A 23,449-nucleotide genomic window follows, 5' to 3' on the forward strand; every position below is an offset into this window, starting at 1 on the left:
CCGGTTCAGCGGCCCCGGCCGAAGGTGTAGAAGACCCGGTCGGCCTGCTCGGCCAGCACCTGGTCGTTCCACTCGGTGCCGCCGTCGACATTGCCCGAGCGGAAGAGCGGCGGGGTCACCCCGCGGTCGGCGAGCAGACCCACCGCCACCGCCACCACGGCCTGCAGCAGTGCCGCGGTGACCAGCGTGGACGCCGGGCCGAAGGTGGTGGGGGCGCCCTCCACCGCCAGTTCGCCGTCACCCACCGCGATCTTGGTGTCCAGCACGATGTCGCAGTGGTCCCTGAGGTACGTCCCCGAGGGGTGCCGGGACGAGACCGCCCCCGGGTAGGCCAGCGAGGTCAGCCCGACCACCGTGAGCCCGCGCCCGCGGGCGTGCTCGGCCAGCTCCACCGGCATCATGTTGCGGCCCGACAGGGAGATCACAAAGAGCAGGTCCCCACGAGTGGCCGGACTGGCGTCAAGGGTGGCCGTGGCCAGCCCCGACACCCGCTCCAGGGCACTGGTCAGCGGCGCGGGCATCACATCCACCCCGGTCACCCCGGGTACCGAGAGCAGGTTCATCGGCACCAGCCCGCCGGCGCGGTAGACCACGTCCTGCGCGGGCAGCGCGGAGTGTCCGGCGCCGAACACGAAGACCCGGCGGCCCTCCGCCACCGTGTCGGCCAGCACCCGGGCCGCCCGCTGCACATTCTCCGCCTCCTCGTCGCGGGCGCGCTGCAGCAGCGACACGGCGGCGTCGAAGTACTGTCCGGCCAGGTCGGTCATGGTCTGCCTGCTCTCTCGTCGGTCTTCGCGGCGCAGCCGAGTGGTCTGGACCTCGTCTCCTCGGCGAGCACCGTGCGGCCCACCGGCCCCCGCTGTCAACAGCGCCGCCCCGATGTCGCTGCGATAGGCCAGAATTGGGGGGAGGAATTCTTAGGAACGGAGCCGGCGGCCGTGAGCGGACTGATCGACACGACGGAGATGTACCTCCGGACCATTCTGGAGCTGGAGGAGGAGGGCGTCGTCCCGATGCGCGCCCGCATCGCCGAGCGCCTGGAGCAGAGCGGGCCCACGGTCAGCCAGACCGTCGCCCGGATGGAGCGCGACGGGCTGCTCCAGGTCGCCGGGGACCGCCATCTGGAGCTCACCGAGGAGGGGCGCCGACTGGCCGTCCGGGTGATGCGCAAGCACCGGCTGGCCGAGTGCCTGCTGGTGGATGTGATCGGCCTGGAGTGGGAGCAGGTGCACGCCGAGGCCTGCCGCTGGGAGCATGTGATGAGCGAGGCGGTGGAGCGCCGGGTGCTGGAGATGCTCGGCCACCCCACCGAGTCGCCGTACGGCAACCCCATCCCCGGTCTGAGCGAGCTCGGCGACGCCCCGGCTGCGGACGAGGGCTTCGACGCGGACCTGGTCACGCTGGATGCCCTCGCCCCCGGTGGCGACGGCAAGAACGTGGTCATCCGCCGGATCGGCGAGCCCATCCAGACCGACGCCCAGCTGATGCAGACCCTCCGCCGTGCGGGGGTGCAGCCCGGGGCCGTCGTCCATGTCACCCAGGCGGCGGGCGGCGTGCTGGTGGGCAGTGGCGGTGAGGCCGCCGAGCTGGACCGGGAGATCGCCTCGCACGTCTTTGTCGCCAAGGTCTGACCCCGCCCGAGGTCCGGCCCCGGGCCGAACCTGACTGCGGCCCATGGCCGGCTGTTCCCGCGTCCGGGTCCGGCCGCATGGTGGACCGGGTCCGGGGCCGACCCCGTCCGGGTCCGGCCGCGTCCGGGCTTGGCCCCCCGGGACCGGAACTGGCCTTCGGGACCCGGCCCTTCGGGAACGGCCGAGGGCGGAGGGTTTCGGCGCTCCCCGGCGCCGAAACCCTCCGCCCTCTGCTGCCGTCACCCGGAACCCCGAGCGCACCGGGTGACGGCCCCTCCCCGACCCTTCCCTCCCCTTTGTCCCTCCCCGGTGTCCCTCCCGAGTCCCCCCGGACTCCCCACCCGTGGCCCTTCCGGCTTCCCCGACCGGCGGGGCCACTGTGATGCCTCCGGCTCCTCACTCCCTTCGTCCCGGTTCGTCCTCACTTCATCCCTCCCGACCGTTTTTCTCCCCTCGGCAGATCTCGCCAATCCTTGAGCCCTGTCCCTCGTACGAGGGGCTTGTGCGACCCATGACGCGGGTAGACCGGGTTCTTATGCACACAGTTGCTGTGCGCACAACCGCACGCAGCGGCCCCACCCCGGTTCTCGGACCCGGGGTGGGGCCGCCGCGCGCGGCAGCGGGATGCGCCCTACGGGGCGGGGACCGGCGGCGCCTCCCTACCGCAGGCGTACGCCAGCGGGTCGATCAACTCGGACGCCTCCGGCAGCCACCGATTGGTGTCGTTCGGCTGCCGGGCCCACTGGGCGAAGCCATGCGCGCCCACCCGGGACGGCGGGGCCACGATCCAGCCGCCGTCGCCGTGCCCCACCAGGTCCAGCCGCCCCGGCGGCCAGCCGAGGCCGCGCAGCAGATCCGGCAGCTTGGGCAGCGCCCCCGGCAGCACCAGGAACAGCAGCCGCCGCCCCCGGCCGCCGATCGCCGGCATCGCCACCACCGGACCGAGCTGCACCCCCATCCGCTCCATCCGGGCCAGCGCCAGACAGCCTGCCGTCTCCGGCACATCGATCACATCGAACGTCCGCCCGGTCGGCAGCAGTACCGAGGCAGCCGGGGTCTCCGTCCACCAGCGCCGCACCACATCCGGCGAGGCGCTCGACCTGCCCCGCCATCCGGGCGAGGCCGGGTGCGCCCCCGGCACGGCGCAGCGCGCATCCCCGCAGGAGCACCGGGCCGGGCCGCCGTCACCCTCCACCAGCCACGTCCCGGGACAGACCTCCCAGTGACGGTCCTCGGCGTATCCGATGGTCTCCGCGAGCAGATCGCGTACGAAGGCGGCGCCGCGCCCCGGCGCGGTCGCTCCCAGGGTCTCTTCCACATGCTGCTCAACTACCGCGGGGCACGAGGGTTACGGGCCCGTTCCAACGGCGTCATCCTGGACGACGGCACGGCGGACGTCGGAGGGGGACGAGGGAGTGAACGGGCGATGGGTGCGGGCGGGTGCGGCGGGTGCCGCGGCGGCAGCCTGTCTGCCGGTGTCGGGCTGCACGGTCGTCGAGGGAGCGGTCACCGGGGTCTCCCGTTCCGCGGACGGCACGGCCATGGTGGCGGTCGCCGTCTGCACGGGCAGCATCGATGCGGCGGTGTTCTACGACCCCGTCGTCGGGGACGCAAGCACGGTCGGCTGGAGACATGAGGGGGCCGTCACCGACTTCGCCATGTGGCCGCTGGCCGGTGATCGCGGCTGGAAGCTCGACAAGCCGCTGCCCGCGCTGGAGCCGGGCCACCGGTACGGCGTCTACGCCGCGACCCATGACGACACCAACTCGGGAACACACGTCGAATTCACCGTCCAGGACCTGAAGGCCCTTGCGGTCGGTCAGGTCCGCTACCGGCTGGATGGCTCCGACTCACCCGTCACCGCGTCGGTCGCGTCCTTCCGCGCCCACGCCTGCGACTCCATGCGCTGACCGTCGGCGGCCGGCTCAGACGGCGTACCGGCGGCGAAGGCGACGAAGGCGGACCAGGCGGCGGGGGAGAAGGCCAGACGGGGGCCGTCGGGGTCCTTGGAGTCACGGACATGGACGGTGCCGGGGCAGCTGGCGACCTCGACGCAGTTGCCGCCCCCCGTGCCGCTGTGGCTCGACTTTCGCCAGACCACGGCGACCTCGACGCAGTCACCGCCCCCGGTGCCGCTGTGGCTGGACTTGAACCAGACCAGGCCGTCCGTGCTCATGTCTCCTCCGCCAACTCCCGGATGAAGCTTGCCGATTCCTCAGGGTTGAGGGCCTGTCGCAGGATCATCGCATGGCGCTGTGTGAGGATGCCGACCCTTTCCGGCTCGGCTGACAGTACGCCCGTGGTCTGGCCCTCCTCATAGCCGAGCTGCTCATGCTCGGGGGTCTCCAGAAGGACGAACGGTCCATTGAGCCCCGGATGGGCTCCGCCGTTGGGCATGACCTGCACCGTCACATGGCGGGGTGTGCCGGCCTCCAGCAGGTGCAGCAGCTGGCGGCGGTGCGCCTCCGCGCTGCCCAGGGGGTGGCGCAGCGCCGTCTCGCCGATCACAAAGCCGAAGGACTTGGTCTGCTTCTCCAGCAGGCGCTGGCGCTCCAGCCGGGCGGCGGTCCGGGTCTCGACGGTCTCGTCGTCCAGCGGAGGCCAGTGGGCGCCGAGCAGCGCGCGGACGGTCTCCTCGGTCTGGAGCAGGCCGGGGATGAGCAGTGACTCGTAGGAGTTGACGACGATCGCTTCCGCCTCGTAGCGCATGTACTCCATCGCAAACGACTCGAAGCGGTCGGGCTTCAGATAGTCCTGCCCCGCCAGCAGCACACCGTGGGCGCCGCACATCTCGTCGGCCAGCTCCAGCAGCCGCAGGGCGGGCCTGCGGCGGCCCTGCTCCATGGACTTGACGGTCTCGTAGCTGTAGCCGACCTCCTTGGCCAGCTCCTCCCGGCTGACCCCGGCCCGCGTGCGCCAGAGCTTGATCTGGTTGCCGCAGTACCGCCACGCCGTCGGCGGCTGGGCACCCCCGTTCGTCATACGTCCCGCCTCCCCGCGGTCCGCGCCGGGTACGGACACGCTCCGTACCCGGGTCGCTACTGCCGAGCCTAGGTGCGGGCAAGCAGGCTGTGAGCGGACAACGGACAACTCCCACCCTCGGGACGGACATGCCCGCACAACAGACCACCCCCGCCGTCGTGGTGCTGGACACCGGCTGGCGATTCCCCCGCCACCCGCGCAGTCCCGGCCGGGCCCGCTCGGCGCTGCTGGGACAGGCCGCCGTGTGGCGGCTCCCCGACGAGCCGACCGAGACCGCCGTGCTGCTGCTCAGCGAACTGGTCACCAACGCATGCCGCCATGCCCGGGTCCCGCCGGGCCGGTACATCGGCGTGCGGTGCCGCGTCGTCGGCGGCGCCGGCCGGCTGCGGGTGGAGGTCTCCGATGCGGATGCCGCGCTTCCGAGGCTCCGCAGGGCACTGCCTGACGAGGAGTCGGGCCGGGGGATGGAACTGCTGGATCTGCTCGCCGAGGAGTGGGGTGCGCATCCGAGGGCGTGCGGGATCGGCAAGACGGTCTGGTTCGAGGTCGGGGTCTGCGGATTCCTGCCGGGGTGAACCCGCGGGGATGTGTCGTGGGGCAGGTGTTCGGCCGGCTCGGCTCCGGGGGGCGGGGGTGTGCAGCCCTGGTCACTCGTGACGGTGAGGCCGGGGCCGGTCGTGTGCGGTCTGGGGGTGGTGGCGGAGCCGCAGGTCAGGGTGGCGCGCGGTGGGGCGCACAGGTGCAGTTCCCGGGGCGCGTGGGGAGTCGAGCCGGTTGCGGGGGGTACACCGGGTGTGACGCAGGTCGCTAAGCTGGCGTCACGTTTCTGCGTCAATTGCCGGAAATGATGCGGAATCCGGATCGGCGCACGGGGTCAGGGCAGAGTCCGTGCCGCTGGTACCGCACACGTCGCCCGCCGGGGGATGACCGGGGGCGTTGGGGAGGCGAAAGGCCATGGCCGCCAGACCGCTGGTCGCACGACAGCCCAACGAACGGCTTCAGTCCCTGATCCAGGAGGCGGGGTGCTCCAACGCGGGCCTGGCCCGCCGGGTCAACCTCTGCGGAGCGGAGCACGGGCTGGACCTCAGGTACGACAAGACATCCGTTGCGCGGTGGCTGCGGGGGCAGCAGCCGCGCGGGCAGGCGCCCGCGGTGATCGCGGAGGCGCTGGGCCGCAAGCTCGGGCGGGCGGTCAGCGTCGACGAGATCGGCATGGCCGACGGCAAGAACCTGGCCGGGGGAGTGGGACTGCAGTTCGCGCCGACGCTCGCCGGGGCACTGGAGCAGGCCGGCGAGCTGTGGCGCAGTGACGTCGGGCGGCGGGACTTCCTCACCGGGGCCACGGTGGCGGCCTCCGCGCTGGTGGAGCCCAGCCGGGACTGGCTGATCACCCCGCCCGATCCGGTGGTGGCCAGGGCGGGCGGGCCGCGGGTGGGCTCGGCCGATGTGGCGGCGGTGCAGGTGGCGACGGGGATGCTGGTGGATCTGGACCACCGGTTCGGCAGCGGCCATGTGCGGCCGCTGGTGGTCCACTACCTCAACAGCGTGGTCTCCGGGCTGCTGACCGGGTCGTACCGGGAGGAGACGGGACGGCGGCTGTTCTCCGCGGTCGCCCGGCTCACCGAACTGGCCGGGTACATGGCCGTGGACACCGGTCAGCCGGGGCTGGCCCAGCGCTACTACATCCAGGCGCTCCGGCTGGCGCAGGCGGCCGGTGACCGCGGCTACGGCGGCTATGTGCTCGCCGCCTCGATGAGCCACCTGGCCGCGACCCTGGGCAACCCCCGGGAGATCGCCCAACTGGCGCGCGCCGCCCAGGAGGGGGCGCGTGGTGCGGCCACACCCACCGCGATGGCGATGTTCTACGCGGCGGAGGCACGCGGCCATGCCCTGATGGGTGACGACCGCTCCTGCCGGCTGGTCGCGGCCAAGGCGGTGGACGCCATGGGACGCAGCCGGCCGGAGGAGGACCCCGACTGGATCGCGCACTTCGACGAGGCCTATCTGGCCGACGAGCTGGCGCACTGCCATCGCGATCTGGAGCAGGGCAGGGAGGCCGAGCGGCAGGCCCGCGCGGCGCTGGCGCGGCATCCCGAGACCCGGGTGCGGCGGCGGGCGGTGGATCTGGTGCTGCTGGCCACGGCGCAGTTGCAGCAGCGGGAGCTGGAGGAGGCCTGCGAGACGGGGGCGCAGGCGGTGGAGCTGCTCTCCGGGCTGCGCTCCAACCGGGGCGAGGAGTACCTGGAGGACTTCCGGCAGCGGCTGGAGCCGTTCCGGGAGCAGCGGGTGGTGCGGGAGTTCCATGAGCGGGCCGAGACGGAGGCGGCCGCGGCGTGAGCCGCCGGGGCCTCCGCGCGGTGCTTCGCTCCCCGGGGCGCGGACGTCGCTGCGCACCACCGGCCGGGCGTTGCGCGGCAGGTCGTACCGGGGGACGGGAGGAGATCTCCCGGCCTTCGGACGGGGAGCATGTCAAGGCGCGTAGTCACCCGTATAGGTGAACGGGTAGCGTGGGGCGACATTCTGAAGAAGTGGACCGCGGAGGCCGGGCTGCCCATGGCAGCGCGGGCGTCGCGCACAGTTGAGGAATCGCGTTGAACCAGCGCCGCCCTAACTCCCGAGAACTGAATCCCGAGGACCTGTTCCGGCCCGAGCCGGAGGGGCCGCCGCCGCACCAGCAGGGCGGTGGCGGTGGCTACGGCTACCCCGGTGCGGTCGGGGAGCCGCAGCAGCCCGCACCGGGTGGTGCCTGGGGTCAGCCGGGACCGGCCGCCGGCCAGGCGGACGCCGCGGCGACGCAGTACCTGCCGCCGTACCCCGCCGGTGACCCGGGGGCCGGGCAGCAGGGCGTGCCCACCGGTCCGGCGGCGTCCACCCAGTACCTGCCGCCGTACCCGCCCGCAGGCCCGTCGGCCGGCGCCGAGTCCGCCCCGGCGACGCAGTACCTGCCGCCGTACCCGCCCGGTGATCCGGCCGCCGGGCAGGGACACCAGATACCCGGTCCGCAGGCACCGGGCTTCGGGGGCAGCCGACCCAGGCGGCCTTTCCCGCCGCGGCCTACGGCGCTCCGCCGGCGCAGGGCGGTGGCTACCTCCAGCAGCACATGCGGGAGGAGTCCGACTACGACTACGCCCCGCCGGGCGGCGGCGGCCGCAAGCCCTCGGCCAAGGTGATCGCGGGCGTCGTGGTGGGTGCCTGCGTGGTGGTGGGTGTGCTGGCCGGTGCGCTGTTCAGCGGTGGCGGAGGCGGCGGTGGGAAGGCGGCGTCGTCCGCGCCTCCCGCGACCGCCGGTTCCAGGGGGCGTCCTCAGCCCCGCCCGCGTCGGCCGGCTCCTCGTCGGGAGCGGTGGACCCGGCCATGAAGGCCCAGGCCCAGGCGCTGGCCGGGCTGCTGGGCAATGCCAGCAGCAGCCATGACGCGGTGGTGGCAGCCGTGGGCTCGATCAACTCCTGCAATGACCCGGCGGCGGCCCGCCAGCAGCTGGTGCAGGCCGCCGGGCAGCGGCGGCAGCTGGTGCAGAGCCTGGGCGCGCTCAAGGTCGACAAGCTGCCCAACGGGGCACAGCTCACCGCGCAGCTCAGGGCTGCCTGGGAGGCCTCCGCCAAGGCCGACGACGAGTACGCGGCCTGGGGCGGCGACTCGGTCAGGTACTGCCACAAGCACCACCGCCCGGCCCCGGGCGGGCACCGGGCGCGGGGCGATGCGGCGAGCGGTGCCGCCACCGCGGCCAAGAAGCGGGCCTCCGCCCTCTGGAACCCCATCGCTCACCGTACGGGGCTTCCCACGCGCAGCTTCGGGGATCTCTGACCGTTCCGCTTCTTCCCGCACACCGTCCATGTTCTTCCCGCACACCGTCCATGCCGTGGTGGGGGGCGCACACTGTGCCCCCCACCACGGCGTCCGCGTCGGTGCGCCCGGCGGGCGACTCCGGGAGCAGGCGGCGTCGCGCTGCCAAGCTCCGCCCGGCCCGTCCGCGGAGTGGGCCGAAAACGGCGGTGGGGGGCGATTTTGGCATCCTTGGCGCATGGTGAATCCCCCGACTCCCGGCCCGGCCCCCGCGGACCGGACGCCCGAATCCGGCACCCTCACGGGGTGGTCCGTCGCCGTGACGGCGGACCGACGGCGGGAGGACCTGGTGGGGCTGCTGCTGCGCCGGGGCGCCACCGTGGTCGAGGCGCCGACCATGTCCACGCTGCCGCTGGCGGACGACGAGCAGCTGCAGGCCGCCGTGGAGGCGTGTGTGGCGGCGCCGCCGGACTATGCGGCGGTGACCACCGGGGTGGGCTTCCGCGGGTGGCTGGACGCCGCCGCGGAGTGGGGCCGGGGTGAGGCGCTGACGGCCGCGCTGGCCGGGGCGGCCCTGGTGTGCCGGGGCTCCAAGGCCGTGGGGGCGGTGCGGGCGGCGGGTCTGCGGGAGGCCTACGCGGCGCCCACCGAGTCCAACGACGATGTGCTGGCCTGGCTGCTGGCCCAGGACCTGGCGGGCCGCCGGGTGGCGGTGCAGGAGCACGGGGCGCCGATGCCGGAGTTCTCCGCCGCGCTCCGCGCCGCCGGGGCGGAGGTGCTGCCGGTGCCGGTCTACCGCTGGGGGCCGCCGGCCGACCCCGGACCTGCGCGGCGGCTGGTGGCGGCCGTGGCGGCGGGCGAGGTGCAGGCGGTGACCTTCACCAGCCAGCCCGCGGTGGAGGGGTTCTTCGCACAGGCCAGGGAGCTGGGCCGGTACGACGAGGTGGTGGCCGCGCTGCGCGGCGGCCGGGTGCTGGCGGTGGCCATCGGAGAGGTCTGCGCCCGGCCGCTGGAGGCGGCCGGGGTGCCGTCGGTCCATCCCGAGCGGGGGCGGCTGGGTTCGCTGGTGCGCACCCTGGAGCAGGAGCTGCCGCGCCGCCGGGGGTGAGTCAGGAGACGTTGGTCAGTACCCACCGCACATCGTTGAAGCGGTGCTGCTGCTCCAGCAACTGCCCGTTCTGCACGGCCTGGAAGGTCACCGAGGTGTTGACCAGGCGCGGGCTGTCGACGCTGGCCAGCATGTCGGAGAGCCGCCAGCTGAGCGGCGGGGTGGCACCGCCGGTCGAGAGGGGGCCCTGGGTGTCCAGGGCGGTCGCCAGCGTCTGGACGTCGATCTGCGACCCCAGCCGCTCGACGGTCTGCAGGAAGACCTGGTAGGCGACCCAGGTGGTCTGCACACCGGGGTCCGAGGGGTCGATGCTGTCGCCCGGGGCGTAGTCGCGGGCGGTGTTCCGCAGCGCGTCCCAGACCTTGGAGGACTCGTCGGGGTACCAGCTGGTGGCGTAGGCCCCGGCCAGCGGGCCGCTGCTGCCGCCGGTCGCGTCCACCACCGACTGCTGGAAGCTGCCGATCACCGAGGAGAGCCGGGTGCGGGTGTGGTGCAGCCTGCGGTAGGCGTCCAGGAAGGTCTGGGTGGGGTCGGAGGCCAGTGCCGCGGTGACGCAGTGGTGGGGCTGGTCGGTGCCGATGGCCCGCTGGGCGACGGAGGTGTAGTCGGTGGACTGCTCGGGTGCGGGGACGTCGACCGGCTTGATGCCGGCCGGGCTCAGCGCCCGGGAGAGGTAGTTGAGCATCACGTCGCCGGCCCGGGTGTCGGGCCGGACCACGGAGACGCTGCGGCAGCCCTCGGCGACCAGCTGCCGACCGTTGCCGGCCAGCAGGGCGGGGGTGCCGCCGTTCACCGGGTAGGAGTCGGGGCTGCGGAACTCGTCGGTGGAGAGGCCGTAGCCGCCGATGTAGGGGATGCTCTTGCCCTCCAGCACGGGGAGGACGGTGTCGCCCCACTGGCTGTAGGAGCCGACCACCGCGAGCGCCTTGGCCTCCACCGCCTGCTGTGCGCAGGCGTCGGCCCCCTCGGCGGTGTTGTGCTCGTTGCAGATGAGGACATGCAGCTTGTGGCCGGAGATGCCGCCGGTGGCGTTCACCTTCCGGCCGATCGCCTCGGCGAGCGCGGTCATCCCGGGCCGGTCGGTGCCGCCGCTGCCGGCCGGCGCCATGGTCATCACGGTGATGTCCGACGAGGAGGTCGCGGCGTCCGCCGGGCCGCCGCAGCCAGCGGCGCCCAGCGCGGCCGGGAGGGTCAGCGCACCGGCGGCGAGAAGTCTGGCGAGCGGGAGGCGGCGGGGACGGCCGGTGTTTCCGTGCCGGGTGACGGCGGGCTTTGTGCCGGAGGTTCCGAGCCGCGTCATGGTGGTGCCCCTCCTTGGGACGTGCGGTGCGCGTCGTTCCGGATCGTCAGACTGGCGGCTTCGGCGCACGGCAGGAGGGCAGGCAGGCGAATGGTGGGGTAATCAGACATGAACAGCGAGTGCGCCCGGTGTGGGGGTCGTGCGCAGGGGGAAGGGGCGCACGCTTCGGTGGGGGCGCCGTAATGTCGCGTCCGCGAAGAACGTACTATCGGATTCCGATGTCGGTCTCCTCGAACTCTTTCCGCGCACGGCCCCGCTCCAGCACCATGGGCGGCATGCCGCTCAACGACATGCCATGGTGGCGCTGGCGGGCCCGGGTCCGCTCCGCACTGCACATGCTCTCCGACCCCACCTTCCAGCAGGAGTGCTGGGTGGCCGGCCGGGAGGGCTTCGGAGACGTGACCGACGCCGTCTACCGGCTGGTCGAGGACACCTGGCTGGACCGCTGGTCCGCCGAGAAGTACGTCGGCACCATCTTCCGTGACTCGGGCGAGGCCGCCCTGGTGGACGTCGCGGTGCTGCGGGTGCTCCGTATCCTGCACCAGGTCGGCGCCGACGCCCCGGCAAGCGCCTATCTGGCCCACCACGGCTGGCCCGAGGCGGTACGGGCGGCCCGCGAGGCCCACATACGCCTGGCCGCCAACGACGGCGAGGACCCCGACGCGCCGCCGCGCTCGCTGGACGTCCTGGCCATCCTGACCCGCACCGCCTGAACCTCCGCCACACCGGGCCGGACGACCGGACCGGACGACCGGACCGGGCACGTCCGCGCCGGGCCGAACGGCCGGATCGGACACGTCCCGGAGTGCGGGCAGTGATCTGCTCCGGGGCCGGTCTGTGCCACGCTTGGATCCGACGACGGCTCCGTGAGGGCCGGTACCGGCGACGAGAGGACGGCGACGACCGTGGCAGAGCAGAGCGACGCGGTGCAGGACCCGGCCGACGGCCGGCGCCAGTACGTCCTCACCCTGTCCTGCCCCGACAAGCAGGGCATCGTGCACGCCGTGTCCAGCTACCTCTTCATGACCGGCTGCAACATCGTCGACAGCCAGCAGTTCGGCGACCAGGACACCGGTCTGTTCTTCATGCGGGTGCACTTCTGCGGAGACCCCGGTGACCGTGGAGAAGCTGCGGGCCAGCTTCGCCGCGATCGGCGCCTCCTTCCACATGGACTGGCGGATCCACCCGTCCGACGAGAAGATGCGCATCGTCCTGATGGTGAGCAAGTTCGGCCACTGTCTCAACGACCTGCTCTTCCGCACCAGCATCGGCGCCCTTCCGGTGGAGATCGCCGCGGTGGTCTCCAACCACACCGACTTCGAGCAGCTGTCCAAGTCCTACGGGGTGCCGTTCCAGCACATCCCGGTGACCCGCGACACCAAGCCGGAGGCCGAGGCGCAGCTGCTGGAGCTGGTGGAGCGGGAGCGCGTCGACCTGGTGGTGCTCGCCCGCTACATGCAGGTCCTCTCCGACGACCTCTGCAAGGCGCTCTCCGGGCGGATCATCAACATCCACCACTCCTTCCTGCCGAGCTTCAAGGGCGCCAAGCCCTACCACCAGGCGCACATCCGGGGCGTCAAGCTGATCGGCGCCACCGCGCACTACGTCACCGCCAACCTCGACGAGGGACCGATCATCGAGCAGGAGGTCGAGCGGGTCACCCATGACGTCACCCCGGACCAGCTGGTCGCGATCGGCCGGGACGTCGAGTGCCAGGCACTGGCCCGCGCGGTGAAGTGGCACAGCGAGCACCGGGTGCTGCTCAACGGCGCCCGCACGGTCGTCTTCGCCTGACCGCACCCCCGGACGCGGCCCGGCCCCGGTCGGGCCGCGGCGGCGCCCGGGTCAGGGGCGGGAGAGCAGTGGCGCGGCCCGCAGCACCTCACGGACGGCTGCCGCGTCGCCGTCCTGGCCCACCGGCATCCGGTCCGGGTCGCGGTGTGCGGCGGCCAGATAGCAGAACTCCAGACCGTCCATCACCAGCGAGGCCACCGGTTCGGCGGCCGCGGGCAGCCCTGGGGTGTCCAGCGGGATCAGCCACTCCCCGGCGGCCGGGCCCTCGATCACCAGCCTGAGTGTGCGCGGCGGCCGTGCGCTGCCGGCCCCGGGCCGTCCGCCGAGGGCGGCCGGCAGCATCCGGGCGGCCAGGTCGATCATCTGCCGCAGATGCGGTGCCGAGGGCGGCTCGTACGGGTAGTCCACGGCGCGGGCCACATCGTCGGCGTGGATCCAGCACTCGAAGGCGCGGTCCACCAGGGCGTCCCGCGCCGGGATGCGGAAGGCGCCGTAGTCCACCTCCACCCCGGCGCCGGCCGGACCGGCCAGCGAGACGGTGTGCACCACGGCCCGGGTCTGCTCGCGCCACAGCGCGCGGACCGCCTCGGGCGCCCGCCCGCCGTGGGCATCGATCAGCCATGCCGTACGGGTGGTGATCGCCGCCCAGGGGTTGTCGGCGGGGCCGTCCGGCAGCTCTCCGGAGACCGGGTCGGCCAGTCCGTACGCGGTGCCCACAAAACCGTCCACGGCCGCGAGATGGCAGAGCACCTCGGCGGGCCGCCAGTGCTCCGCGCCGCCGTGCCAGGGCACCTCGGCGCGCTCCAGCCACTCGGCCGGGCCCAGGTCGCGCAGCAGCGCGTCCAGCTTGGCGGTCTCCGCGGAGTAGGGCGCCGCCCACTCGGGCACCCGCAGCAGCGGGGCGCGGCGGACCAGGCAGCTCTCCAGGACCTGGCTGCGCAGCTCGGGCGCCGGGTCCAGGGGTTCGTCCGCGGAGAGCCACCCCGCGGCGTCACGCAGCCTGGCGGCCTCGGCCGCGCAGGGCCCGCAGTCGGCGAGGTGCCTCTCCAGCAGGGCGGCCTCGTCGGCCGGGCAGGCGTCCAGCGCCCAGGCGCCGAGCAGTCCGCGGACGGCCTCGTGCTCGGCGGGCGGCAGCGGTGCCGCGACGGGGGCGGTCACCGGTGCTCCTCCGTCGCCAGGGCGGTGGCCAGCAGTTGCAGGCCGAGCCGCATCCGGTGCTTGGCGGTGGCTTCGGGTATCCCCAGCTCACGGGCGGCCTGTTGATAGGTGCGGCCGCGGAAGTAGGTGAGGGTGAGCGTCTCCCGCAGGGCGTGCGGCAGCGAGGTGACGATGTACTGGACGCGGGCGGCCGTGGCCGCGGCCAGCACCTCCTCCTCCAGGCCGGCGGACTCCGGCGGTGCCCCGGCGCCGTCGGCCGGCAGTCCGCTGGCTCGGCGGAGGCGCTCCACCGCGCGGCGGTGGGTGAGGGTGCTGATCCAGGAGCGCATGGAGCCCTGGGCGGGGTCGAACTCCCCGGGGTGCTCCCAGACATGGCCGAAGACCTCGCGGGTGATCTGCTCGGCGGCCGACTGGCTGTCCAGGACGCGGTTGGCGAGGCCGTGGACCATGGGTGAGAACTGGTCGTACAGCTCACCCAGCGCGGCCTCCTCGCCGCGGGCGAGGCGTTGCTGGATCTGCTGGTCCCAACGGATCGGGGCGGGGGCCGCCATGCGTACGCACCACCCTTCCTGCGTGCCGCCGGATCCGGTGCGAGCTCCCCCTTGCGGGTCCGGCGTACCGTCCTGACGCTCCGTCCGCCCCGGGGGTAGGGCGGGCGTTGCGCTCGGATAGATCCCAAGGTATCCGGGCAATGAGAGGCGATGCTCGGGATTGCGCAAAGAGCGGGGGGAACTCCCGGAACGTCTGATTGACGCGCCGTTGCCCGTTCGGAGGAGCGCCGCCCGGAGGACACGCGCCGGGGTGGGCGCACCGAGCGCCGGGGCTTGCGCCGCAGACGCCCGGTGCCCGTACAGGCGGGGCCCGCCGGGGTGACAGAAGGGGCGAAAGATGATGATTCATCCGCAACGTTACGACTGCGTGACCACGGCACCCTGTCCAACCGGTGCAAAGACGGCATAGGGTCGTCGGCGGCCGGTGCGCTGCCCGGGAACCCCCGGACCGCGTCCCCCGGCAGGAAAGGGACAGGGGCCCGTGGTGTTGGCAGTGACCTCGGAGGAGCGCAGCGGCTGGACCGTGCTGCGCGTGGCGGGGGAGATCGACCTCGTGTCCGGGGCCACGGTGCGGCTGCGGGTCCATGAAGCGGTCGCCGACGGCCGCCGCAGACTGGTGCTGGACCTTTCCGAGGTGCACTTCTGCGACTCCAGCGGCGTGGGCGTACTGATCGCCGCACGCCGTCTGATGCGCTCCTGCGCCGGTGAGTTGCGCCTGGTGATCCCCGGGCACTACCAGGACGGCCGGGAGAGCCGGGTGCAGCGGGTCTTCACCGCCCTCGGAGTCCGGCGGCTCTTCGACATCCACCCGGACGCCGCCTCCGCTGTGAGCGGCGCGGACCTTGCCGCCGACCCCGCCGGGAGCGCCGGGGACGGCGCGGTGCCGCTCTCCGCCTGACCGCCCGTCCAGCGGCGTTCGACCACCGTCGGACAGATGTAGGAAGGGTGGTTCCGGCGGCGCCCGCGCCGTGTCACGGGCGACGCTCCGGGGTTTGGCTACGCTCGATCAGGCGGACGCGCAGAACGGTCCCGCCGATGGTGGGAGGGCAGTATGCACCGTGCTGTGCCCCGATCGCTGGAATATGCCCGAAGCGCTTGCTGCCCGCGGTACGAGCCGATCATTCTGGGACGAACCGTGCCGAGGACAGCGTGTGTCGGCCTGCGACTACGGGTGGTGTGAGCGGTGCAGGTGCTTCAGTTGCAGATGGCGGTGCAGCCGGATCCGGCAGAGGTCGGCCGTGCCCGGAGCTGGGCCCGCAAACGGCTGCGCGGCTGCGGCTACGACCCGGACGCGCCGCTCTGCGAGACGCTGGTCCTGGTCGTGTCCGAGCTGGTCACCAATGCCGTGGTGCACACCGGGTGCCCGGCGGTGCTCCGCCTGGTCTTCCCGGTCGGCGCCGCGGACGGACCGGCGGTGCGGGTCGAGGTCGCCGACGCCAGCGACGCCCCGCCGGAGCGGCGCCCGGCCGAGGGCGAGGCGCTGGGCGGCCGCGGTCTGGAGCTGGTGGACTGCCTCTGCGACCGCTGGGGTTGGTACCCCGACGGATCGGGCAAGCGTGTCTGGTGCGAGATCGACCGCGAGGCCCCCGCCGTACCCGTCGCCCCCGACGGGCGGGTGCAGGCCCTGGCGGTCTGACCGGACGCGCCGGGGCGCCGCCGGGTGCCGGCACCGAAGCCGCCGACCGGGGAGGCCCGTTGGATCCGCACCGCACCGCGGCAGACGCCTTCGTCCTCCCCGACGGGGTCACCGTCGTCGACGGCGCCGTCGACCTGGAGTACGGCGACGGCTGGGTCCAGCCCTGGCGGCTGCCCCGTGCCGATCTGGAGCTCCACCACCCACTGCTGGCCGTCGCCGCCATGGGCCCCAGTGGCGTACGGCTGCGCTGCACCACCCGGTCGCGGCATCTGGCGCTCCATGTCCAGCAGGTGGCGTTCGCCGCCGGGCCGCCGGCCGTGACGTCCCCTCCCTACGCCCTGGTGCTGGACGGCCGGCCGGTCCGTGAGCCGCCGGCCCCGGCCACCGCGCTCGCCGACGCCGTGATCGACCTGCCCGATCTGCCGCCGGGCGAGAAGCAGGTGGAGATCTGGCTGCCGGTCTCCCCCGGGGTGCGCATCCGTGCACTGCGGGCGGTCGACGGCCGCCCGGTGCGGCCGCCGGCCCCCGACCGGCGGCCCCGCTGGACCGTCTACGGCAGCAGCATCACCCAGGGCCACGGCGTCGCGGCCACCGGAAGCTGGCCCGCGGTCGCGGCCCGGCTGCTGGGCCTGCGTCTGCGCAACCTCGGCTACGGCGGGGCCTGTCTGCTGGATCCGCTGGTCGCCCGCCTGGTGGCGGAGCAGCCCGCCGACCGCATCACCCTGGAGATCGGCATCAATGTCCACAACTCGGCCGCGCTGCGCGAACGCACCCTGGGGCCCGCCTTGCACGGCTTCCTGGCCGCGATCCGGGACCGCCGCCCGCAGGTGCCGGTCACCGTGGTCTCCCCGGTCTTCGGCGGGGAGCTGCGGGAGACCACCGCGGACAGCTGGTTCCAGGGGCCCGGCGGTGTCCGGCGGCGGGTCAGCGGGGACCTGACACTGCAGCGGATCCGTGAGGTGCTGACGGAGGCCGTGGAGGTGCTCAGGCAGCGCGGGGACCGCCGGCTGACCTGTCTGGACGGGCGGGAACTCTTTGCCGCCGCGGATGCCCGGGCCGGTCTGCTCCCCGACGGTCTGCACCCCGACGCCGCAGGTCAGCGATTGATGGGGGAGCGCTGGGCAGCCCTGGCCGACCGGGTGGAACCGATGGCTTTCGGCCGCCACTACCGCAGTAGTACGGCCGAAATGTGCTGCAACCCTTCCGAGTTTCGGACAAGCCATTGACGCCACGTGTCTGTCTGATCACCCTTGGGTGCAGCGGTCCGTTGCGAGGGGACGGCGAGGCGGCATCCTGCGGTGACCACCCGGATTGCCCTCCTCGGCGAGTGCGGATCAAGCGGCGTCCGACAGGGCACGGGCGTCGTGATCGGGTGGTGGAGCACCGTGCCGTGCCCGGGTGGGCAGGGCGCTCCACCACCCGCTCAAGCCCGTCCGTCCAGGCCAGGCCCGAGAGCCCCTCCGTTGCAGCCCGGCCCCGTCCGGACCCGGTCGGATCCGGCCGATCAGGACCGGCCGATCAGGACCGGCCGGCACGGAAGGTGCGGCGGTAGGCCGTGGGGGCCACCCCCAGCACCGTATGCAGATGGGCGCGGAGTGACGCCGCGGTGCCGAAGCCGGACTCCCTGGCCACCTGGTCCACCGTCATGTCGGTGGTCTCCAGCAACTGCCTGGCCCGCTCCGCCCGCTGCAGCACCAGCCACTGGCCCGGACTGGTCCCCACCTCGTCCCGGAAGCGCCGGGTGAAGGTCCGCACACTCATCCCCGCCTGGGCGGACAGTTCACGCAGCCCCAGCGGCTCGTGCAGCCGGGCCAGCGCCCAGGCCCGGGCCGCCGCGGTGCCCGGCGGTTCGGTGCCGCCGCCGTTCGGCGGGGGCACCGGCAGTTCCACGTACTGCGACTGGCCGCCGTCCCGCCACGGCGGCACGATGCAGCGCCGCGACACCTGGTTCGCCACCGAACTGCCGTGGTCGCGCCGCACGATGTGCAGGCAGAGATCCACCCCTGCGGCCACCCCGCCGGAGGTCAGCACATCGCCGTCGTCGGTGAAGAGCACATCGGGGTCCAGCAGCACCTTGGGGAAGAGTGCGCGGAAGCGGTCGGTGTGGTGCCAGTGCGTGGTCGCCGGCCGGCCGTCCAGCAGTCCGGCCGCGGCCAGGACGAAGGCACCGGTGCAGATCGACACCATCCTGGTGCCGGGTCGGACCCTGGCCAGCGCGGCTGCCAGCGGCTCGGGGAGCCGGCCCTCGGAGAACCACTCCCCGCGCTGGTGCGCCGCCGGGACGATCACCGTGTCCGACTCCTCCAGCAGCTCCGGGCCGTGGTCCACGCTCACCCGGAAATCGGCACTGGTGGCCACCGGGCCGCCGTCCAGGGTGCAGGTACTCACCTCGTAGAGCGGTCCTCCTCCGGAGGGGTCCGCAGCCGAGCCCATGATCCGCGACGGAATGGCCAGCTCGAAGGCCACCACCCCGTCCAGCGCCAACACCGCCACCCGATGCGGCCCAGCCATCTGCCGACCTCCGATGTCCGCCCGTACACGGGCCCGCCACCGCCGGGCCCCGCCGGACCGGCGGGGCCGAGGCGCCTGTGCCGTCCAGAGTGCCTCCTGGCCCGATCCTTGCGCAACATGGCCATCGGGCCACTCGCTGTCAGGATACGGCGTGGCGGACACTCGGTGCCGTGACCGATCTGACCGAGCCGCCGAAGCTGCACACCCCACCCGTGACCGCCTCCGACGCCCGCCCGGCCGCCCGTCTGCACTACGCCTGGATCGTGGCCGCCGTGGCCCTGCTGGTCCTGGTCGGCTCCGCAGGCTTCCGCTCGACCCCGGGCCTGATGATGGAGTCGCTGCACCATGAGTTCGGCTGGTCGCACGGGGTGATCTCCAGCGCCGTCTCCGTCAATCTGGCGCTCTACGGGCTCACCGCTCCCTTCGCCGCCGCGCTGATGGACCGGTTCGGGGTCCGACTGGTCGTCACCGCCGCGCTGCTGATGATCTCCGCGGGCAGCGGTCTCACCATCTTCATGAACACCAGCTGGCAGCTGGTGCTCTGCTGGGGCGTGCTGGTCGGCCTGGGCAGCGGCGCCATGGCCGGTGCCTTCGCCACCACCGTCAGCGGACGGTGGTTCAGCGCCCGGCGCGGTCTGGTGACCGGCGTCCTCACTGCCGGCGGCGCCGCCGGGAACCTGGTCTTCCTGCCGCTTCTCGCCTGGCTGGTGGACCAGCACGGCTGGCGGTCCGCCTCCGTGGTGGTCTCGCTCTGCGCCACGGCCGTGGCGGTGCCCGTCGTGCTGCTGATGCGCGAGCGCCCCGCCGACCTGGGCCTGCTCCCGTACGGCGCCGAGACCGCGCCGCCGCCGGTGGCCGGCGGCGCGGCCCTCAGCAGGGCCCTCACGGTGCTGGCCGGTGCCGTCCGCATCCGGGCCTTCTGGCTGCTGGCCGGTTCCTTCGCCATCTGCGGAGCCACCACCGCGGGCCTGGTCGGCACCCACTTCGTGCCCGCCGCCCACGACCACGGAATGCCCGCCACCACGGCGGCCGGACTGCTCTCCATGGTCGGGGTCTTCGATGTGGTCGGCACCGTGGCATCGGGCTGGTTCACCGACCGCTACGACTCACGACGGCTGCTCATCGCCTACTACGGGCTGCGCGGCGCCTCGCTGATCTTCCTGCCCCAGCTGTTCTCGGCCGACCTCAAGCCGGGGATGCTGGCCTTCATCATCTTCTACGGGCTCGACTGGGTCGCCACCGTGCCGCCCACCATCGCGCTGTGCCGTGAGTGGTTCGGGGAGGACGCCCCGATCGTCTTCGGCTGGGTGCTCGCCTGCCACCAGCTGGGCGCCGCCGTGGTCGCCTCCGCCGCCGGTGTCGCCCGCGACCGGCTGGGCGACTACGACGCAGCCTGGTACGCCGCCGGTGCCCTCTGCGCCGTCGCGGTGGTGCTCTGCCTCGCCCTGCGCCGCCGACCCGTGGCCCCCGTCCCGGCCGTCGCCTGACGGATCCGGGCATCCCGACGCGCAGCGGCCCTGCCCACCGACCCCGGGCAGGGCCGCTGCGTGCCCGGGTGCCCGGACACCGGGTCGGGGGCGCGGACATCCGGGACGGGCGCACCGCGCGAGGCGCGCTCCCCTCCTGTGCACCGGTGGCCGGACCCGCGGGGCTGGAGTGCTGCAGGGCGACGGAGGCTCCAACTCCGTGGAGGAGTGGGAGAGCTGAACCCCCGGGACCCGGTGTGCGTAGGCTCACACACTGCAACCGGCACCCCGGCGCCGGGAGCGCCCCGGTCCTTTGGGAGGATCGCACCCATGTCCCGCACCGAGCGCACCGCCGACCAGCCCGAGCCGACGCGCGCGCCCGGCCCGCGTCAGGGCCGACACCGGGGGCAGCGCCGCAGCCGTCGGGGCGCAGCGGTCGCGGGCACGGCGGCACTGCTGGTGGCCGGCGCAGGCAGCTGGCTGGCCTTCGGCCCGCAGGGAGCGCTCACCAGCGTCGCGGCCTCCGCCTCCCTCGGCCGCTCGCAGGACGGCGCAGGGACCGCCCGCGCCCAGAGCGGCACGCTGGACTCGGGGCACACCTCGTCCCCCGCCGCTGACCGCTCGGACCGCAACGACGGCACGGTCGCCGCACTCCCCGGTCTCGGCAGCGGCTTCCGGGCCAGGATCCCCGCCCGCACCACCCAGGTGCTGCTGGTCTCCGGCAAGGGCCGGGACTCCGCCGACTCCACCGCCACGCTGTGGAGCCGCACCGCCGACGGCCGCTGGCAGCCCGGCACCAGCTGGCCGGCCCACAACGGCCTCAAGGGCTGGACGGCCGACCATCACCTGGACGATCTGCGCAGCCCGGTGGGCGTCTACTCGCTCAGCGACGCGGGCGGCCTCAAGACCGACCCGGGGTCCAGGCTCCCGTACCACCGCGACACCAGCTTCACCATCGGCGGCAAGGGCTTCGAGGGCGAGGACCTCGCGGGCTCCTTCGACTATGTGGTGGCGATCGACTACAACCGGGTGGCCGGCACCTCCCCGCTGGATGTCCGCAAGCCGCTGGGCGCCGACAAGGGCGGCGGCATATGGGTGCATGTCGACCACGGCGGCCCCACCCACGCCTGTGTCTCGCTCGCCGAGAACGACATGGTGACGCTGCTGCGGGCGCTGGATCCGGCTGCCCATCCGGTGATAGTGATGGGCGACCAGGCCTCCCTCGCCACCTGAGGGCCGACCCGCCGGGCGGCGACCGCTCCGGGGCGTTGTCCGGGGGCTACAGCATCCGCTGTCCGATCCTGTATCAGGGGATGAGCCGGTGACTCGTCGGTAACCGGGTTGAGTGGTGTCATGACAGGATCCCGCATCATGGCGCTGGGCCACTACCAGCCGCCCAAGGTGCTCACCAATGACGATCTCGCGCGCATGGTCGACACCGACGACGGGTGGATCCGCGACAGGGTGGGGATCCGCACCCGGCACATCGCGGTGGACGAGACCCTGGTCGACATGGCGGAGCAGGCCGCCCAGAAGGCGCTGGCCAACAGCGGGTTGCAGCCCCATGAGATCGACCTGGTCGCGGTGGCCACCTGCACCGCCGTGGAGCGCAGCCCCAGCACCGCTGCCGCAGTGGCGGCCCGGCTGGGCATCCCCGCCCCGGCCGCCTATGACATCAACACCGCCTGCTCCGGCTTCTCCTACGCCCTGGCCACCGCGGACCACGCGCTGCGGGCGGGGGCGGCGAGCCGCGCCCTGGTGATCGGTGCCGAGCGGATGTCGGACACGCTGGACTGGAGCGACCGGTCCACCTGTGTGATCTTCGGTGACGGGGCCGGCGCCGCGGTGCTGGAGGCCACCCCGGAGGGGACCGAGCCCGGGATCGGCCCGGTGGTGTGGGGCTCGGAGCCGGACAAGGGCGACGCGGTGGTGATCTCCGGCTGGGAGCCGAGGATCAGCCAGCAGGGCCAGACGGTCTACCGCTGGGCCACCACCAAGCTGGCGCCGATCGCCCGGCTGGCGTGCGAGCGCGCCGGGGTCGCGCCCTCGGAGCTGGTGGGCTTTGTCGCGCACCAGGCCAATCTGCGGATCATCGAGGCGATCGCGGCCAAGCTGGGCGCGGAGCAGGCGGTGATCGCCCGGGATGTGGTGGTGTCCGGGAACACCTCGGCCGCCTCCGTCCCCCTGGCGCTCAGCAAGCTGGTGGAGCGTGGCGAGCTGCCCTCGGACGGGCCGGTGCTGCTCTTCGGCTTCGGCGGCGGCCTGGCGTACGCCGGACAGGTCGTCCGCTGCCCCTGAGCGGTGCCCCCCGACGCGCTGCGGGGCGGCCCCGGCGGTGCTGGGGCCGCCCCGGCGCGGGCGCGCTTCGGGCGTCCGGCTTACCTCCCCCGAGGCACGGCCGGCGCCCTCCGTCCGTCCCGGTCCGGACAGGAGACCGGGGGTGCGCGCACGGTGGATGCGGTGCTGGTGTCGCTGATGGTGCGGATGGTTCTGGTGAAGCGTCATGGTGCCGGTGATGCGGGCAATAGGGGTGGTGCGAGGTGGTGCGGGGCAGCCCTACTTTGGAGGTCTCTTGCCGGTCACCCCGAGGTAGACCAGAGACGTCAGATTGGGCTTGAGGTCCTTGGCCTTGGCGCCCCAGGAGTCAAATGCCTTCTGGTGCTCGGCCGAGGCGGCCAGCAGGGTGATCAGCGAACCGGCGACGGCGCCGGCATTGGCCGACTTGTCGAACCGGTTCTTCGCCTGCATGTCCTTGAGGGTGTCGGTGAGCGGGCCAACCACGGCGTTGAGGACCTTCATGCGGATCTTGAAGAACCGCTTGTCCCCTTCTGCCGCACCCAGGGTGACCACACGGAGGATGGCGTCGTTCTTGCGCCAGAACCCGAGGAAGCCGTCAACCAGCTCCTCGGCGGTGGTCAGGCCGGTCTTTCCCGCCCAGGATTTGTCGGCCACGAGCTCCTTGAGCCCGAGGCTGTCCTTGGCCATTTCCTCGGCGATCTCGAGGACGGCGCCCTCGACATCCGGGAAGTACTGGTAGAACGTTGCGGGGGAGGTACCCGCCATCCGGGCGACGTCGATGACCTTGACGTCCCGGTACGGCGACGTGCTGAGCATCTCGCGGAGGCAGTCGAGCAGCTTCTGCCGCGTCGCCTGTCCGCGTCGCCCGGCGACGCGACCGTCGACGGTGCGAACTTGTCCTGTCATGCCGTCAGTTTACCCGCGCAAGATCAGGGCGCGATTCGGCAATGTGACGAATACTCCGACCGGGGGTGGCGCGGTAGCACCACAACGGCGCGGAGAATGACCGGACGCTCTCTCTGCGTGTCACCCGAAGGGCCGTTACGCTTGTCTTCATGTCCAGGTCACGAGTTCCGGACCGGGGCACTGACGGACAATTCGACGGCATCCGGATCCCGCGGTCCGCTATGCATTCACCGGCGGCTTCGAATCCGGACTCCAGTCCGTAATGCAGTTGTGACTGGTCCGTTAGAGCCAATCGGAGTTCCACTCCCGGGAACCCCCGTCTGCG

Annotated in this window: 22 protein-coding genes and 2 pseudogenes; 15 read left to right on the top strand and 9 right to left on the bottom strand. The window is 73.2% G+C overall.

Annotated elements, in window-relative coordinates; genetic code table 11:
- Nucleotides 1-5 precede the first annotated feature (5 nt).
- Nucleotides 6-767 carry a sugar isomerase domain-containing protein gene (locus AB0761_RS21455; protein ID WP_377270716.1) on the bottom strand — a complete coding sequence of 254 codons (762 nt, stop codon included), beginning with the start codon at nt 765-767 and terminating at the stop codon, nt 6-8.
- Between the two features lie 171 nt (nt 768-938).
- Here AB0761_RS21455 and AB0761_RS21460 point away from each other — a divergent pair, with 171 nt between their 5' ends.
- Nucleotides 939-1,631, top strand: coding sequence for a metal-dependent transcriptional regulator (locus AB0761_RS21460; RefSeq protein ID WP_377270717.1), 693 nt, complete (start codon nt 939-941; stop codon nt 1,629-1,631).
- A gap of 631 nt (nt 1,632-2,262) precedes the next feature.
- On the opposite strand, the gene AB0761_RS21465 is transcribed toward AB0761_RS21460, so the two are convergent.
- On the bottom strand, nt 2,263-2,949 hold the full coding sequence (locus AB0761_RS21465) for a bifunctional DNA primase/polymerase (protein WP_377270718.1): 687 nt from the start codon (nt 2,947-2,949) through the stop codon (nt 2,263-2,265).
- Between the two features lie 97 nt (nt 2,950-3,046).
- On the opposite strand from AB0761_RS21465, the gene AB0761_RS21470 reads away from it, so the two are divergent.
- Nucleotides 3,047-3,541 (top strand): hypothetical protein, encoded by a 495-nt coding sequence (locus AB0761_RS21470; RefSeq protein WP_377270719.1) that lies wholly within the window; start codon nt 3,047-3,049, stop codon nt 3,539-3,541.
- A 26-nt stretch (nt 3,542-3,567) separates the two neighbouring features.
- Here AB0761_RS21470 and AB0761_RS21475 read toward each other — a convergent pair.
- Nucleotides 3,568-3,807: pseudogene (locus AB0761_RS21475) on the bottom strand (DUF397 domain-containing protein); the annotation flags it as partial.
- Nucleotides 3,804-4,613 (bottom strand): Scr1 family TA system antitoxin-like transcriptional regulator, encoded by an 810-nt coding sequence (locus tag AB0761_RS21480; protein ID WP_377270720.1) that lies wholly within the window; start codon nt 4,611-4,613, stop codon nt 3,804-3,806. The gene AB0761_RS21480 and the pseudogene AB0761_RS21475, both read right to left, overlap by 4 nt.
- 128 nt (nt 4,614-4,741) lie before the next feature.
- Here AB0761_RS21480 and AB0761_RS21485 point away from each other — a divergent pair, with 128 nt between their 5' ends.
- The 5 genes from AB0761_RS21485 to AB0761_RS21505 all read left to right on the top strand — a co-directional run bounded on the left by AB0761_RS21485 (nt 4,742) and on the right by AB0761_RS21505 (nt 9,504).
- Nucleotides 4,742-5,188 (top strand): ATP-binding protein, encoded by a 447-nt coding sequence (locus AB0761_RS21485; protein WP_377270721.1) that lies wholly within the window; start codon nt 4,742-4,744, stop codon nt 5,186-5,188.
- Between the two features lie 379 nt (nt 5,189-5,567).
- Nucleotides 5,568-6,950: a transcriptional regulator gene (locus tag AB0761_RS21490; protein WP_377270722.1), complete on the top strand. Its 1,383-nt coding sequence runs from the start codon at nt 5,568-5,570 to the stop codon at nt 6,948-6,950.
- Between the two features lie 763 nt (nt 6,951-7,713).
- Nucleotides 7,714-7,971, top strand: a complete 258-nt coding sequence (locus AB0761_RS21495) for a hypothetical protein (protein WP_377270723.1) — start codon at nt 7,714-7,716, stop codon at nt 7,969-7,971.
- Nucleotides 7,968-8,417: a hypothetical protein gene (locus AB0761_RS21500; RefSeq protein WP_377270724.1), complete on the top strand. Its 450-nt coding sequence runs from the start codon at nt 7,968-7,970 to the stop codon at nt 8,415-8,417. Before AB0761_RS21495 ends, AB0761_RS21500 begins: the two co-directional genes overlap by 4 nt.
- A gap of 217 nt (nt 8,418-8,634) precedes the next feature.
- Nucleotides 8,635-9,504, top strand: a complete 870-nt coding sequence (locus tag AB0761_RS21505; RefSeq protein ID WP_377270725.1) for a uroporphyrinogen-III synthase — start codon at nt 8,635-8,637, stop codon at nt 9,502-9,504.
- A 1-nt stretch (nt 9,505) separates the two neighbouring features.
- On the opposite strand, the gene AB0761_RS21510 is transcribed toward AB0761_RS21505, so the two are convergent.
- Nucleotides 9,506-10,804 (bottom strand): ABC transporter substrate-binding protein, encoded by a 1,299-nt coding sequence (locus tag AB0761_RS21510; protein WP_377270726.1) that lies wholly within the window; start codon nt 10,802-10,804, stop codon nt 9,506-9,508.
- Nucleotides 10,805-11,070: 266 nt separating this feature from the next.
- On the opposite strand from AB0761_RS21510, the gene AB0761_RS21515 reads away from it, so the two are divergent.
- Complete coding sequence (locus AB0761_RS21515; RefSeq protein WP_377274249.1) at nt 11,071-11,517, top strand: hypothetical protein; 447 nt, start codon at nt 11,071-11,073, stop codon at nt 11,515-11,517.
- Between the two features lie 192 nt (nt 11,518-11,709).
- Nucleotides 11,710-12,598, top strand: a pseudogene (purU, locus tag AB0761_RS21520) (formyltetrahydrofolate deformylase).
- Nucleotides 12,599-12,649: 51 nt separating this feature from the next.
- On the opposite strand, the gene AB0761_RS21525 reads toward purU, so the two are convergent.
- Together AB0761_RS21525 and AB0761_RS21530 are read right to left on the bottom strand one after the other, a co-directional pair.
- Nucleotides 12,650-13,756 (bottom strand): maleylpyruvate isomerase N-terminal domain-containing protein, encoded by a 1,107-nt coding sequence (locus AB0761_RS21525; protein ID WP_377270727.1) that lies wholly within the window; start codon nt 13,754-13,756, stop codon nt 12,650-12,652.
- Entirely contained in the window at nt 13,753-14,307 is a 555-nt protein-coding gene (locus AB0761_RS21530; protein WP_377270728.1) for a sigma-70 family RNA polymerase sigma factor, read from the bottom strand. The genes AB0761_RS21525 and AB0761_RS21530 overlap by 4 nt, the downstream gene beginning before the upstream one ends.
- Before the next feature lie 481 nt (nt 14,308-14,788).
- Between AB0761_RS21530 and AB0761_RS21535 the strand changes: the two genes are divergently transcribed.
- The 3 genes from AB0761_RS21535 to AB0761_RS21545 all read left to right on the top strand — a co-directional run bounded on the left by AB0761_RS21535 (nt 14,789) and on the right by AB0761_RS21545 (nt 17,169).
- Nucleotides 14,789-15,205: an STAS domain-containing protein gene (locus AB0761_RS21535; protein ID WP_377270729.1), complete on the top strand. Its 417-nt coding sequence runs from the start codon at nt 14,789-14,791 to the stop codon at nt 15,203-15,205.
- A gap of 285 nt (nt 15,206-15,490) precedes the next feature.
- Nucleotides 15,491-15,943, top strand: coding sequence for an ATP-binding protein (locus AB0761_RS21540; RefSeq protein WP_377270731.1), 453 nt, complete (start codon nt 15,491-15,493; stop codon nt 15,941-15,943).
- 59 nt (nt 15,944-16,002) lie between these two features.
- Complete coding sequence (locus AB0761_RS21545) at nt 16,003-17,169, top strand: GDSL-type esterase/lipase family protein (protein WP_377270732.1); 1,167 nt, start codon at nt 16,003-16,005, stop codon at nt 17,167-17,169.
- 292 nt (nt 17,170-17,461) lie between these two features.
- Here the strand turns inward: AB0761_RS21545 and AB0761_RS21550 are convergent, their stop codons facing one another.
- Nucleotides 17,462-18,454, bottom strand: a complete 993-nt coding sequence (locus AB0761_RS21550; protein ID WP_377270733.1) for a GlxA family transcriptional regulator — start codon at nt 18,452-18,454, stop codon at nt 17,462-17,464.
- Nucleotides 18,455-18,624: 170 nt separating this feature from the next.
- Here AB0761_RS21550 and AB0761_RS21555 point away from each other — a divergent pair, with 170 nt between their 5' ends.
- From AB0761_RS21555 to AB0761_RS21565, 3 genes are all read left to right on the top strand, one after another.
- The gene (locus AB0761_RS21555; protein WP_377270734.1) at nt 18,625-19,941 is read left to right on the top strand and encodes an MFS transporter; all 1,317 of its coding nucleotides are present in this window, start codon (nt 18,625-18,627) and stop codon (nt 19,939-19,941) included.
- A 309-nt stretch (nt 19,942-20,250) separates the two neighbouring features.
- A complete protein-coding gene (locus tag AB0761_RS21560; RefSeq protein WP_377270735.1) occupies nt 20,251-21,153 on the top strand; it encodes a hypothetical protein in 903 nt (300 codons plus the stop codon).
- A gap of 120 nt (nt 21,154-21,273) precedes the next feature.
- Nucleotides 21,274-22,218 (top strand): beta-ketoacyl-ACP synthase III, encoded by a 945-nt coding sequence (locus AB0761_RS21565; protein ID WP_377270736.1) that lies wholly within the window; start codon nt 21,274-21,276, stop codon nt 22,216-22,218.
- Between the two features lie 258 nt (nt 22,219-22,476).
- On the opposite strand, the gene AB0761_RS21570 is transcribed toward AB0761_RS21565, so the two are convergent.
- Entirely contained in the window at nt 22,477-23,124 is a 648-nt protein-coding gene (locus AB0761_RS21570) for a TetR family transcriptional regulator (RefSeq protein WP_377270737.1), read from the bottom strand.
- Nucleotides 23,125-23,449: the final 325 nt, after the last annotated feature.

It is taken from the genome of Peterkaempfera podocarpi (assembly GCF_042466665.1).
GTDB classification, from domain to species: domain Bacteria; phylum Actinomycetota; class Actinomycetes; order Streptomycetales; family Streptomycetaceae; genus Peterkaempfera; species Peterkaempfera podocarpi.

Coding starts and splice junctions, on each gene's coding strand:
- AB0761_RS21455 (WP_377270716.1), bottom strand. CDS start 767: ATGACCGACCTGGCCGGACAGTACTTCGACGCCGCCGTGTCGCTGCTG.
- AB0761_RS21480 (WP_377270720.1), bottom strand. CDS start 4,613: ATGACGAACGGGGGTGCCCAGCCGCCGACGGCGTGGCGGTACTGCGGC.
- AB0761_RS21485 (WP_377270721.1), top strand. CDS start 4,742: ATGCCCGCACAACAGACCACCCCCGCCGTCGTGGTGCTGGACACCGGC.
- AB0761_RS21490 (WP_377270722.1), top strand. CDS start 5,568: ATGGCCGCCAGACCGCTGGTCGCACGACAGCCCAACGAACGGCTTCAG.
- AB0761_RS21495 (WP_377270723.1), top strand. CDS start 7,714: ATGCGGGAGGAGTCCGACTACGACTACGCCCCGCCGGGCGGCGGCGGC.
- AB0761_RS21500 (WP_377270724.1), top strand. CDS start 7,968: ATGAAGGCCCAGGCCCAGGCGCTGGCCGGGCTGCTGGGCAATGCCAGC.
- AB0761_RS21505 (WP_377270725.1), top strand. CDS start 8,635: ATGGTGAATCCCCCGACTCCCGGCCCGGCCCCCGCGGACCGGACGCCC.
- AB0761_RS21510 (WP_377270726.1), bottom strand. CDS start 10,804: ATGACGCGGCTCGGAACCTCCGGCACAAAGCCCGCCGTCACCCGGCAC.
- AB0761_RS21515 (WP_377274249.1), top strand. CDS start 11,071: ATGGGCGGCATGCCGCTCAACGACATGCCATGGTGGCGCTGGCGGGCC.
- AB0761_RS21530 (WP_377270728.1), bottom strand. CDS start 14,307: ATGGCGGCCCCCGCCCCGATCCGTTGGGACCAGCAGATCCAGCAACGC.
- AB0761_RS21550 (WP_377270733.1), bottom strand. CDS start 18,454: ATGGCTGGGCCGCATCGGGTGGCGGTGTTGGCGCTGGACGGGGTGGTG.
- AB0761_RS21560 (WP_377270735.1), top strand. CDS start 20,251: ATGTCCCGCACCGAGCGCACCGCCGACCAGCCCGAGCCGACGCGCGCG.
- AB0761_RS21565 (WP_377270736.1), top strand. CDS start 21,274: ATGACAGGATCCCGCATCATGGCGCTGGGCCACTACCAGCCGCCCAAG.
- AB0761_RS21570 (WP_377270737.1), bottom strand. CDS start 23,124: ATGACAGGACAAGTTCGCACCGTCGACGGTCGCGTCGCCGGGCGACGC.